11 protein-coding genes are annotated in these 11,584 nt (G+C 74.0%); 8 read left to right on the plus strand and 3 right to left on the minus strand.

All coding sequences use genetic code 11. The features are described from left to right. Positions 1–939: DUF4139 domain-containing protein (locus ABD335_RS08480; protein WP_344321507.1), on the plus strand; the 939-nt coding region annotated here is incomplete at its 5' end. Beyond that, complete coding sequence (locus tag ABD335_RS08485; RefSeq protein ID WP_344321508.1) at positions 936–2,630, plus strand: DUF4139 domain-containing protein; 1,695 nt, start codon at positions 936–938, stop codon at positions 2,628–2,630. The genes ABD335_RS08480 and ABD335_RS08485, both read left to right, overlap by 4 nt. Positions 2,631–2,748: 118 nt before the next feature. On the opposite strand, the gene ABD335_RS08490 is transcribed toward ABD335_RS08485, so the two are convergent. Further along, complete coding sequence (locus tag ABD335_RS08490) at positions 2,749–3,063, minus strand: hypothetical protein (RefSeq protein WP_344321509.1); 315 nt, start codon at positions 3,061–3,063, stop codon at positions 2,749–2,751. A 68-nt stretch (positions 3,064–3,131) separates the two neighbouring features. On the opposite strand from ABD335_RS08490, the gene ABD335_RS08495 reads away from it, so the two are divergent. Further along, positions 3,132–3,422 (plus strand): hypothetical protein, encoded by a 291-nt coding sequence (locus ABD335_RS08495; RefSeq protein WP_344321510.1) that lies wholly within the window; start codon positions 3,132–3,134, stop codon positions 3,420–3,422. A 20-nt stretch (positions 3,423–3,442) separates the two neighbouring features. Here ABD335_RS08495 and ABD335_RS08500 read toward each other — a convergent pair whose 3' ends face one another. Next, positions 3,443–4,195 (minus strand): DNA polymerase III subunit beta family protein, encoded by a 753-nt coding sequence (locus tag ABD335_RS08500; protein ID WP_344321511.1) that lies wholly within the window; start codon positions 4,193–4,195, stop codon positions 3,443–3,445. A gap of 123 nt (positions 4,196–4,318) precedes the next feature. Here ABD335_RS08500 and ABD335_RS08505 point away from each other — a divergent pair, with 123 nt between their 5' ends. Further along, the gene (locus ABD335_RS08505) at positions 4,319–4,579 is read left to right on the plus strand and encodes a Thoeris anti-defense Tad2 family protein (protein ID WP_344321512.1); all 261 of its coding nucleotides are present in this window, start codon (positions 4,319–4,321) and stop codon (positions 4,577–4,579) included. 33 nt (positions 4,580–4,612) lie between these two features. Here ABD335_RS08505 and ABD335_RS08510 read toward each other — a convergent pair whose 3' ends face one another. Next, on the minus strand, positions 4,613–5,602 hold the full coding sequence (locus ABD335_RS08510) for a LacI family DNA-binding transcriptional regulator (protein WP_344322098.1): 990 nt from the start codon (positions 5,600–5,602) through the stop codon (positions 4,613–4,615). Positions 5,603–5,894: 292 nt separating this feature from the next. On the opposite strand from ABD335_RS08510, the gene ABD335_RS08515 reads away from it, so the two are divergent. The 4 genes from ABD335_RS08515 to ABD335_RS08530 all read left to right on the plus strand — a co-directional run bounded on the left by ABD335_RS08515 (position 5,895) and on the right by ABD335_RS08530 (position 11,403). Then, the gene (locus tag ABD335_RS08515) at positions 5,895–6,818 is read left to right on the plus strand and encodes a carbohydrate ABC transporter permease (RefSeq protein ID WP_344321513.1); all 924 of its coding nucleotides are present in this window, start codon (positions 5,895–5,897) and stop codon (positions 6,816–6,818) included. A gap of 6 nt (positions 6,819–6,824) precedes the next feature. Continuing rightward, complete coding sequence (locus ABD335_RS08520; protein WP_344321514.1) at positions 6,825–7,784, plus strand: carbohydrate ABC transporter permease; 960 nt, start codon at positions 6,825–6,827, stop codon at positions 7,782–7,784. A 77-nt stretch (positions 7,785–7,861) separates the two neighbouring features. Further along, positions 7,862–9,202, plus strand: a complete 1,341-nt coding sequence (locus tag ABD335_RS08525) for an ABC transporter substrate-binding protein (RefSeq protein WP_344321515.1) — start codon at positions 7,862–7,864, stop codon at positions 9,200–9,202. 83 nt (positions 9,203–9,285) lie between these two features. After that, entirely contained in the window at positions 9,286–11,403 is a 2,118-nt protein-coding gene (locus ABD335_RS08530) for a beta-galactosidase (RefSeq protein ID WP_425583578.1), read from the plus strand. Positions 11,404–11,584 lie beyond the last annotated feature (181 nt).

Raw genomic sequence — 11,584 nt, forward strand, 5'->3', positions numbered from 1 at the left:
CCACCGGCCGGTGGAGGCCCCGCGCCCCAGCCCCCCGGGGCCGCGCCGCCGCCCCCGGAACCCCCGTCGCCGAGCCCGAGCGGGGACCTGCTCGACTACTCCCGCCTGATCCTGGCCGGGCCGGACGAGCCCGGCCGGCGCGGGAGGCTGCGGCCCGCGCCGGCCGAGGCGGGCGCGGTCGTCGCCGAGTACCGGCGCCGGGCCGAGTCCGTGGCGCGGCTGGCGCGGCCGTCCCGGGCGGTCGACGTGCGGCACTCCGCCGGCTCCTTCCACCACCGGTACGACACGGCCGCGCCGGTGGACGTGGCGGCGGACGGCGCCTGGCACACGGTCCCGGTGTGCGAGATACCGGTGGAGACGGTGCCGGAGTACGTGTGCGTGCCCTCGGTGGACCAGACCGTGTACGGCACGGTGCTGCTGACCAACACCTCCCGCCACGCGCTGCTGGCCGGACCGGCCGACGTCACCGTGAACGGCGAGTTCGTCCTCACCGCGCCGCTGCCCACCCTCGCCCCCGGCGAGTGCCGGCGGGTCGGGATCGGCGCCGTGGAGAGCGTGCGGGTGGCGCGGCGCACACACCTGCGCGAGTCCACCGCCGGGTTGCGCGGAGGCACCACGGTGCTCGACCACACCGTCGAGGTCGAACTCGCCAACCGCCTTCCGCACCGGGTGACGGTCGAGGTCCGCGAGCGCGTGCCCGTGTCCGACGAGAAGGACGTGCGGATCGAGGAGCGCCGGGCCACGCCGCCCTGGACTCCCCACGACGAGCCGCTCGACGGCGGCGACGGAGGGGACGGCCGCCACGTGCGCGGGGCGCGGATCTGGCGGGTGGAGCTGGAGCCCGGCCGGACGACCGTGCTCACGGGCGGGTACGAGATCCGCGTCCCCGCGGGCAGGGCGCTGGTCGGCGGGAACCGGAGGGACTGGGCCACACCATGACGGAGACCGTCTTCCCCACGGGTTCCCCGACCGGTTTCCCGGCCGGTTCCGCCGGCGACCCGACCTCCCGCCGGGAGCCCGTTCCCCTGCCGATCACCGCGGTGACGTGCTTGGAGGACCGCGCCCAGGTCGAGCGGCAGGGGCCCGTCGAACTGACCGCCGGGGCCCAGCGGTTGCGCATCGGACCGGTGACGCCGCTGGCCGTGGACCGTTCCCTGCGCGCGGAGATCGTCCCCGGCCCGTCGGACGGAGGGGAGCCCCCGACGGGCGCCCCCGGCGTCCGGGTCGTCGACGCCCGAGTCGTCCGCGCCTACACGCCCCCTCCGCCGGACGGGCCGGGAGAGGGCGCGTCCGAGCTGCGCCGGGAGGTCCACGCGCTCGAACGGGAGATCCGCGAGGCCGGCCTGCACCGACAGCGACTGGAGAGCCGGCTCGCGGTCGTCGCCCAGGCCCGGGCGGACCTGTACCGCGACGTCGCCGAGAGCTCGGGGGCGGGCGGCGCCGATCCGGAGCGCTGGGCGGACCGGCTGGAGCGGGTCGACGCGGAGGCCGAGGCCCGCGGCGCCGAACTGCACCGTCTGCGCCGCCGGTTGCGGGACCTGGAGGAGGAGGTGCGGGAGGCGCGCGAGGCCCTGGCCCGCACCGAGGAGGAGCCGGAGGAGCTGACGGCCGCCGTGGAGGTGGTCGTCGAGGCCGACCGCGCGGGGCCGGCCGTGCTCCGCGTGACCCATCTGGTCCCCTGCGCCCTGTGGCGTCCGGCCTACCGGGCCACGCTGACCGAGGACGAGCGGTCGGTGCTCCTGGAGACCGACGCGGTGGTGTGGCAGCGCACCGGCGAGGACTGGGACGGGGTGCGGCTGTCACTGTCCACCGCCCGCCCCACCCTGGCCGCCGGCCCTCCGGCGCTCCACGAGGACGTGCTGGTCCTGCGCGACCGCTCCGCCGAGGAGCGCCGCACGGTCGAGATCGACCTGCGCGAGGAGGAGGTCCGTACCGTCGGCGCCGGGTCGTCCGCCGACGGGTCCGGGGACGGAGAGCTGCCCGGTCTCGCCGACGGCGGCGAGGTGCGGGTGCTGACCGCCCCGGCCCCCGTCGCGGTCGTCTCCGACGGGCGTCCCCACCGGGTGCGCCTGTCGTCGTTCACCGCGCCGTGCCGCACCGAACTGGTCTGCGTGCCCGAGCTGTCGCCCCTGGTGACGCGGGTGGCCCGCCTGGTCAACGAGGGCGGGCACGTCCTGCTGGCCGGGCCGGTGGACCTGGTGCGCGGCAGCGGGTTCACCGGCCGGGGCGAACTGCCGTTCACCGGGCTCGGCGAGGAACTCCTGCTGTCGTTCGGCAGCGAGGACACCTACCGGGTGGTGCGCCACGTCGAGGAGAGCCGCGACACCGCGGGCCTGACGGGGATCAACCAGCGCACGGTGATCACGCGCAGGGTGCGGCTGTTCGTGTCGCGGCTCGACGCGCCGTCGGACGGCGAGGCGGTGGAGTTCGTCCTCCGCGAGCGGATTCCGGTCTCGGAGGTCTCCGCGGTCGAGGTGCGGCTGAGGCAGGGGGCGTGCCGGCCGGAACCGGACGAGGGCGTCGACGCGGACGGCATGCTGCGGTACGTGCTCCGGCCGGCGCCGGGCGAGAGACGGGAGATCACGCTGGAGTACGAGATGACGGCGGCGGGCGGCGTGGTGGGCCTGTGAGCCGTCGTCGGACCCCGGCACCGACGCTCCGCGCCCGGTGGACGCCCCCACTGCGGGGCCGGCCGCACACCACACGGCGGCGGACCGGGCTCCGGACGCGGGGTGGTCCGGACGTGGTTCAGGGAGCCGTGGCGGTGCCGGCCGGCGCGCCGAGGGCCTTGCCGGGGGTGCGCTGTTCGTCCTCCGGCAGCCATCGGGCGGCGTGGACCACGTGCAGGGCCGTGACGAGCCGCACCCGGTCGTCCTCCGTCCCGAGGTCCGCGAGGTAGGCGGGGAGGATCAGCCCCAGGGCCTTGAGGTCGCCGCGTTCGCGGAACCTCGTGAACAGGGCCGTCGGAAGACCGTCGGCGGCCCGTGGCCCGGTCGCCCCGGTGGAGCGCAGCCCCTCGGCGATCGCCATGCGGGTCCGGTCGGCGTACTGCCCCGGCGGCACGTCGTCGACGTGGGCGGCGGCCGGCTCGAAGTGCTCCCGCGCCTTGTCGGGTTCGCGTGGAGGGAGGCGTGGAAGCCCTTGACGCGGTCGTCGCCGACCGGGTTCGCGCGGTTCAGGCACTCCTGGTTCCGGTGCGGGGTCTGTCGGGGCGTCGGCTGGTGCCGCGCGAGGTAGTGGGCGGCGACGCACGCCTCGTAGTCGTCGCGGGCGGTCTCCCAGGCCTGTCGGAAGAGGTCGCGGGCGTCGGCGTCCCGGCCTTCGGCCTCGGCCCGCACGCCCTGGGCGCACAGCCCGACGACGGGGTTGTCGGGGTCCAGGGTCGTGGTCTCGCTTTCTCGATGGGCCGGTTGGGGGTGTGAAGGGGCGGTGGGGTGGAGGGTCACGCGGCGGTCGGGGCCTCGTGGACCGGCATGACCAGGGTGGTGAAACTGCCCTGGTCGGCGGGGCGGACGACCACGGGCCGGGTCGGCGAGGAGATCTCCGGCAGCGCGTCGGGGCCGACGCCGGCGTCGAGCGCCGGCGGGAGGACCCCCGGGTCGAAGGCGATGCGCACGGGCGCCCCGGTGCAGACGGCGGGGAGCGTGGCGGTGGCCGAGCCGCGGAACGCGAGGGTGAGCCGCCGTTCGTCGGTCCGCAGGGTGAGGGGCCCGTCGTGCCCGGCCTCGGCGATCGCCGCGCGGAGGGCGGTCCGGTCCGCGATGATCCGGTGCCGGGCGGCCGGCAGGTCGTCCAGGATCATCCGGTAGTCGGGGAACGTCTCGTCGACGGTGGGGAGGGCGCGTGCGGCACGGCCGCCGTGGAGCCGTACGCCCCGCCGGTCCACCTCGATGTCGACGTCCGGCAGGGGCCCGGCCCAGGACGCGACGTCCTTCAACTCCGAGGCGCCGACCAGGACGCGGCGCGGGCCGCCCTCGGCGGAGAGGGGCCGCAGCGCGCGGACCGCCAGGCGGTAGCGGTCCGTGGCCACCAGCCGCACTTCCTGGCGTTCGATGTCGATCAAGACGCAGCCGAGCACCGGGAACTCCTCCCGTACGGGAGCGGACGCCACCGCCGGCGCGACCTGGCGCACGGCGCCGGCCCCACCCGGCCGTGCGAACGTGCCGATGCTCATCAGCGCTTCGGTGCCGTCCATGCGGGCGGTTGTCGACGTTCAAGCGGCTTGAAGGTCGACACGGCGTCCCCAGGAGGCGGCGGCCCTAGCACATACGCTCCTGCGTTTTCAAGCCCCGTCCGGGTGGACGACTACGCTCGACGCATGGACTTCTCCGCAGCGTTGGAGTTGCTGAAGGCCGGTCGCCGTATGGCGCGCCGGAGTTGGATCCAGCCGGGCAAGTACGTCTATCTCGAGCCGGAGTCGATCTGCGCCTCCCCCGACGGACGGAGCCGGACGCTCGCCGCCCATCTGCGGTTCGTCACCGCGGACGGCACCGTGCAGGTCGGGGTGCAGCCCTCGCACGCCGGGCTGCTGGCCGACGACTGGTACGACGTCGACGCCGAGGCGGACGGCGGGAGTTGACGCCGGACGGGCCGCCGTGCGGCGGGGCGGGCGTCACCTCGCCGGGGGCGGCGCGGTGGACTGCCGTACGACCAGGCGCGTCGGGACGAGCGTGGTCCCCCGCTCGGCCGACTCGCCGCGGATCTGCCGCAGGACCCCCTGGACGCACCGCCGGCCGACCTCGGCGAAGTCCTGGTGGACGGTGGTGAGCGGCGGCACGAACGACCCCGCCTCCGGGATGTCGTCGAAGCCGATCACGCTGACGTCGTCCGGCACGGCCCTGCCCTTCTCGTGGAGTGCGCGCAGCAGGCCGAGCGCCATCTGGTCGTTGGCCGCGAAGACCGCGGTGCAGTCGGGTTCCTCCGCGATCCGCAGCCCGGCGCGGTACCCCGACTCGGCGGACCAGTCGCCCCGCACCATCTCGGGCACCTCGCGGCCGGCCTCCGTCAGGGTGGCCCGCCAGGCGTCGGCGCGCCGCTGCGCCGCGAACGACTCCTCCGGCCCGGCGAGGTGCCACACGGTGCGGTGGCCGAGGTCGAGGAGGTGCCGCACGGCCGCGCGGGTGCCGCCCGCCTGGTCGGTGTCGACCACGCTGTAGCGGTCGCCGGCGTCCGAGTCGGCCACGACGACCTGTGTGTTGGGCGGGAGGGACACCGTCGCGGCGTCCAGGAGGTGGACCTCCATGATGACGATGACGGCGTCCACCGCGAGTTCGCCCAGCCGCGTGAAGGCGCCGCGCACCTCGTCCTGGGTCGGCACGGCCACCGGCAGGAGCGTGACGGCGTACCCCTCCCGGGCCGCCGATGTGGCGATGGCCTCCAGGGTGCGCACGTTGCCGGTGGTCGAGAGGGTGAAGAGGATGACGCCGATCGTGCGGAACTCGCCCCGCTTGAGGGCGCGCGCGGCGCTGTTCGGCCGGTAGCCGAGCTTCCGCATGGCGGCGAGCACCTGCTGCCGCGTCGTCTCGGTGACCCCGGGGTAGCCGTTGGAGACGCGCGAGACGGTCTGCGCGGACACGCCGGCCAGACGGGCGACGTCCGCCATGGACGCGCCCCGCTTCGGCCGCGACGGGGCGGCTCCGTCCGGGGCCGTCCGCCCGCCGCTCTTGCGCGGGGTGTCCACGATGCCGTCCATGCGTGCCCTCTCGTTCCGGGCCGGGGAACCCGTTCACGACCCTTGACCCTCGTCAACGGTGCAGTGTAGACATCACGCCAGCCGATGTTTACGTAAACATTTCCCCTGTCGCCGCTCTTCCGGGTGGGGAATGTTTACGCAAACATCCCTCCTGTCCGACCCCCGTCGGGGCGCCGAGCGAAACGAGGGACGAGGAACGAGCATGACGACGACGTCACCGCCTCCGGCGGCGGAACTCCCGGCCCCACCGCGCGGACGCCGCGACAGGCGCGCCTGGGTGGGCTGGGGCTTCGTCGGCCCCTTCCTCGCCGTCTTCGGCCTGGTGTTCCTGGCCCCGATCGCCTACTCCCTCTACCTGAGCCTGTTCCGGCAGCGGATGATCGGCGGCACCGTCTTCGTGGGCCTGGAGAACTACCGGCGGGCCCTGGAGGACCCCCGGTTCTGGGAGGGGCTCGGCCGGGTGGCGCTGTTCCTGGCCGTCCAGGTCCCGATCATGCTGGGCATCGCGCTGCTGGTGGCCCTGGCGATCGACAGCGGACGGCTGTACGGGAGGAACTTCTTCCGGATGGCGATCTTCCTGCCCTACGCCGTCCCCGCCGTGGTCGCCACCCTGATGTGGGGCTTCATGTACGGCACGCGCATCGGGCTGCTGGGCGACCTCGACGAGGCCCTGGACGTCTCCCTGCCCGATCCCCTCTCCCCCGATCTGGTGCTGGCCTCCATCGGCAACATCGTGACCTGGGAGTTCACGGGCTACAACATGCTCATCCTCTACTCCGCGCTGCGGGTGGTGCCCCGCTCCCTCTACGAGGCCGCGGAGATCGACGGCGCCGGCCAGTTCCGCGTCGTCACCGCCATCAAACTCCCCGCCCTCCGCGGCGCCCTGACGATCGCGGCCGTCTTCTCGGTCATCGGCAGCTTCCAGCTCTTCAACGAGCCGAACATCCTGCGGAACCTGGCGCCCAACGCCCTCACCACCGACTACACGCCCAACCTCTACACCTACTCGCTGTCCTTCTCCGGGTTGCAGCACAACTACGCGGCGACCGTCGCGGTCGTCATGGGCCTGATCACGATGGCCGTCGCCTACGCCGTGCAACTGCGCGGCACGCGGAAGGAGGCGTGAGACGCGATGAGCGCCCCGCTCCCCACCCCGGCCCCCACCCCGTCCACCAGCCGGCCCGCGTCCGGGGGACGCGACCGCTCCGCCGCGCGACCGCGCGCACCGCGCCGGCGTCACTCGGCCGACCGCCCGCGCCGCAGCGTGACCCTCACGGTGCTCACCGGCCTGGTGCTCCTCTACTCCCTGGTCCCGCTGGTGTGGCTGGCCATCAGCGCCACCAAGACCCAGGAGGGCCTGTTCGACTCCTCCGGTCTGTGGTTCGACGAGGACTTCGCCCTCTGGGAGAACATCGCGCGGACACTGAGCTACGACGACGGGGTCTTCGTGCGCTGGCTGCTCAACACGGTCCTGTACGTCGTGCTGGGCGCGGGCGGCGCGACGTTCCTCGCGGTCCTGGGCGGCTACGGGCTGGCGAAGTTCGACTTCCCCGGCAGGCGCGCGGTCTTCGCCGTGGTCATCGGAGCCGTCGCGGTGCCGGGCACCGCCCTGGCCGTCCCCACCTTCCTGATGTTCAGCGAGCTGGGCCTGACCAACACCCCCTGGGCGGTGATCGTCCCCTCGCTGATCTCGCCCTTCGGCCTGTACCTGATGTGGGTCTTCACCACCGAGGCGGTCCCCGCGGAACTGCTGGAGGCCGCCCGCATCGACGGGGCGGGCGAGGCGCTCACCTTCTTCCGCGTCGCCCTGCCGCTGCTGGGACCCGGCATCGTCACGGTCTCGCTGTTCACCATGGTCGCGACCTGGAACAACTACTTCCTGCCGCTGATCATGATCAAGGACCCCGACTGGTATCCGCTGACGCTGGGGCTGGACGCCTGGAACGCCCAGGCGTCGGCGGCCGGCGGCGAGGCGGTCTTCGACCTGGTGATCACCGGCTCGCTGCTCACCATCGTCCCGCTGATCGCCGCCTTCCTCCTGCTCCAGCGCCACTGGCGCACGGGCCTGGCCGCCGGGAGCGTCAAGGAGTGAGGCCCCGGCCCGCCCCGCTCCCTCCCCGTCCCGTCTCCCGTCCCCGTCTCCCGTCCGACACGACGAAGTGAGGACCCATGACCACCACGACGCGCCGCCTGCTGCGCGGTCTGGGACTGCTGTGCGCCGCCGTCCTCGGCACGGCGGCGTGCGGGGGCCCGGACAGTGCGGACGAGTCCCTCGAAGGGGTCTCCGCCTCCGATGTCCGGGCGGCCCTGGAGAAGGGCGGCTCGATCACCGTGTGGGGGTGGGAGCCCACCCTGAAGCAGGTCGTCGCCGGCTTCGAGAAGAAGTACCCGAAGGTCGACGTCGAACTGGTCAACGCCGGCTCCGGCAACGACCACTACACCGCGCTGCAGAACGCGATCTCGGCCGGTTCCGGCGTGCCCGACGTGGCGCAGGTCGAGTACTTCGCCCTGGGACAGTTCGCGCTGACCCGGGGCGTCCACGACCTCTCCCCCCTCGGCGCGGACGAGTTGGAGGGCACCTTCGCGCCCGGCCCGTGGAACGCCGTGCGGGCCTTCGACGGCGTCCACGCCCTGCCCATGGACTCCGGCCCCATGGTGCTGTACTACAACAAGGACGTCTTCGACGAGCACGGCATCGAGGTGCCCACCACCTGGGACGAGTACGTGGACGCGGCACGCGCCCTCCACAAGGCCGACCCGGACGTCTACATCACCAACGACACCGGGGAGCCGGGGCTGGCCACCAGCCTCATCTGGCAGGCCGGCGGACGCCCCTACAAGACCGACGGCACCGAGGTGGCGGTCGACTTCTCCGACGAGGGCTCCAGGGCGTACGCCGAGACCTGGCAGCGGTTGCTCGACGAGGACCTCCTGGCACCCGTGACCTCCTGGAGCGACGAGTGGTACCGGGGCCTGGCCGACGGCACCATCGCCACCCTGCCCGCCGGCGCCTGGATGCCCGCCAACTTCGAGTCCGGCGTGCCGAAGGCCTCCGGCTCCTGGCGCGTGGCACCGCTCCCGCAGTGGCAGGAGGGCGCCTCCGACAGCGCGGAGAACGGCGGCAGCGGACTGGCGCTGCCCAAGGCCGCCGAGAACGAGGAGCTGGCCTACGCCTTCGCTCGGTACGCCACCACGGGCGACGGCGTGCGGGCCCGCATCGAGGCCGGGGCCTTCCCCGCGACCACGGCGGACCTGGAGTCCGAGGAGTTCCTGCGCGCCGAGTTCGAGTACTTCGGCGGCCAGCGGGCCAACGAGATATTCGCCGAGTCCTCCGCGAACGTCTCCGAGGGCTGGACCTACCTGCCCTACCAGGTCTACGCGAACTCCGTCTTCAACGACACCGTCGGCAAGGCCTACGTCTCCGACACGTCGCTGGCCGAGGGGTTGGAGGACTGGCGGCGCTCCTCCGTCGAGTACGGCAGGGAACAGGGCTTCACCGTCGTCGAGTGAGCCCCGCCGGCTCCCCCTTCCCCTCCCACACCCCCGCCGCGCCCCCCACGGTCCGACCCGGCCCCTTCACGGAAGGAATCCCCATGACCCGCGTTCCCCTGCCTCCGATGCTGCGCCGCACGGGCGACGGCACCGTCCCGGGGTTCGCCTACGGCGCCGACTACAACCCGGACCAGTGGCCGCGCGAGGTGTGGGACGAGGACGTCCGGCTGATGCGCGAGGCGGGCGTCACCGTCGTCTCGCTGGCGATCTTCTCCTGGGCGCGCATCCAACCGGCCGAGGACGTCTGGGACTTCGACTGGCTGGACGAGGCGATGGACCTCCTCCACGGCGGCGGCATCGCCGTCGACCTGGCCACCGCGACCGCCTCCCCGCCCCCGTGGCTGACCGCGGCCCACCCCGAGGTCCTGCCCGTCACCCGGTCGGGCGAGACCGTGTGGCCCGGCGCCCGCCAGCACTGGCGGCCCACCTCGCCGGTCTTCCGCGCGTACGCGCTGCGCCTGGTCACCGCGATGGCCGAGCGCTACCGCGACCACCCCGCGCTCGTCGCCTGGCACGTGAACAACGAGCTGGGCTGCCACAACGTCTACGACCACTCCGACGACGCCGCCCGCGCCTTCCGGGCGTGGCTGCGCTCCCGCTACGGGACCCTCGACGCGCTCAACCACGCCTGGGGGACGGCCTTCTGGTCGCAGCGGTACACCGACTGGGAGCAGATCCTGCCGCCCCGGCTGGCCGCCTCGCACCTCAACCCCACCCAGCAGTTGGACTTCAAGCGCTTCTCCTCCGACGCGCTCAAGGAGCACCTGCGGGCCGAGCGCGACGTGCTGCGGCGGATCACGCCCGACGTGCCGGTGACCACCAACTTCATGGTCATGGGCGAGACCCGGGGCATGAACTACGCCGACTGGGCCGCGGAGGTGGACTTCGTCTCCAACGACCACTACGTCGTCCCCGGGCCCCGGGCCCTGGACGAGCTGTCGTTCTCGGCCAACCTCACGGGCAACATCGCGGGCGGGCGGCCGTGGTTCCTCATGGAGCACTCCACCAGCGCCGTCAACTGGCAGCCGGTCAACCGCGCCAAGCGCGACGGGGAGCTGGCCCGCGACTCGCTGCTGCACGTGGCGCACGGCGCCGACGCGGTCTGCTTCTTCCAGTGGCGCCAGTCGGCGGCGGGCGCCGAGAAGTACCACTCGGCGATGGTTCCGCACGCCGGTCCCGACAGCGACGTGTTCCGCTCCGTGGTCGACCTCGGGCGCGTCCTGCGCGAACTGGCCCCCGTGGTGGGCTCGGGGCGCGCCCCCGCGCCGGCGGCCATCGTCTTCGACTGGGAGTCGTGGTGGGCCTGCGAGCAGGACTCCCACCCCACCTCGCGGCTGCGCTACCGGCAGGAGGCGCTCGACTGGTACTCGGCGTTCCTCGCCCTGGGCGTGCGGGCGGACGTCGTCCCCGTGGGCACGGAACTGGACGGCTACGGGCTCGTCGTCGCGCCCGTGCTCCACATGGTGCCCGGGGAGCTGGCCAAGCAGCTCACCGGCTACGTCGAGGGCGGCGGGCACCTGGTCACCACGTACTTCTCGGGCATCGTCGACGAGAACGACCACGCCTGGCTCGGCGGCTACCCGGGCCCGCTGCGGGACCTGCTCGGCATCCGCGTCGAGGAGTTCGCCCCCTTGGGGGACGACGAGAGCGTCGAGCTGGACGACGGCACCACCGGGACGCTGTGGACGGACCGGCTCACCCTCACCGACCCCGCCGTCGAGGTCCTCGCCGCCTACCGCACGGGCGACCAGGCCGGGCGGCCCGCGATCACCCGCCGCCGGGTGGGCGGCGGCTCGGCCGCGTACGTGTCGACCCGGCTGGGCGCGGACGGCCTGACCGGCGTCCTGGGCCGGCTGCTCGACGCGGCGGGGATCGCCGGCGAACTGCCCGAGGACGCCCGCGGCCGGGTGGAGCTGGCGGTGCGCGAGGGCGACGGCGCCGCGTACTGGTTCCTGGTGAACCGCACCGACGAGGCGGTCGAGCTGCCCGGCGTCACCGGTGAGGTGCTGGCGGGCCGGACGGCGGGCGGCGCGGACGGGGTGCTCGCCCTCGCCCCGCGCGGCGTCGTGGTCCTGCGCCGGGCCGCGTCCCCCGCCGAGGAAGCCGAGGAGACCGGGGAGACCGAGGAAGCCGAGGAGACCCGGGAGGGGAGCCGGTGATCCGCCGCCGGTGACCGGCCCCGCCCGGCGGCACGTCCGACACGACGGCGCGACGACGCGACGAGAACGAGAGGACGAACGATGAGAAGACCCGGCACGATCCGACGCCTCACGGCCGGCCTGGGCGTCGGTGCCCTCGCCCTGGGCGCCGTCCTGGCCGGCGGCCCGGCGCCCCGCGCGG

Origin of the sequence: Streptomyces macrosporus, from assembly GCF_039533145.1 — a bacterium.
Taxonomy (GTDB): Bacteria; Actinomycetota; Actinomycetes; order Streptomycetales; family Streptomycetaceae; genus Streptomyces; species Streptomyces macrosporus.

Coding starts and splice junctions, on each gene's coding strand:
- ABD335_RS08525 (WP_344321515.1), top strand. CDS start 7,862: ATGACCACCACGACGCGCCGCCTGCTGCGCGGTCTGGGACTGCTGTGC.
- ABD335_RS08485 (WP_344321508.1), top strand. CDS start 936: ATGACGGAGACCGTCTTCCCCACGGGTTCCCCGACCGGTTTCCCGGCC.
- ABD335_RS08510 (WP_344322098.1), bottom strand. CDS start 5,602: ATGGCGGACGTCGCCCGTCTGGCCGGCGTGTCCGCGCAGACCGTCTCG.
- ABD335_RS08530 (WP_425583578.1), top strand. CDS start 9,286: ATGACCCGCGTTCCCCTGCCTCCGATGCTGCGCCGCACGGGCGACGGC.
- ABD335_RS08515 (WP_344321513.1), top strand. CDS start 5,895: ATGACGACGACGTCACCGCCTCCGGCGGCGGAACTCCCGGCCCCACCG.
- ABD335_RS08500 (WP_344321511.1), bottom strand. CDS start 4,195: ATGGACGGCACCGAAGCGCTGATGAGCATCGGCACGTTCGCACGGCCG.
- ABD335_RS08520 (WP_344321514.1), top strand. CDS start 6,825: ATGAGCGCCCCGCTCCCCACCCCGGCCCCCACCCCGTCCACCAGCCGG.
- ABD335_RS08505 (WP_344321512.1), top strand. CDS start 4,319: ATGGACTTCTCCGCAGCGTTGGAGTTGCTGAAGGCCGGTCGCCGTATG.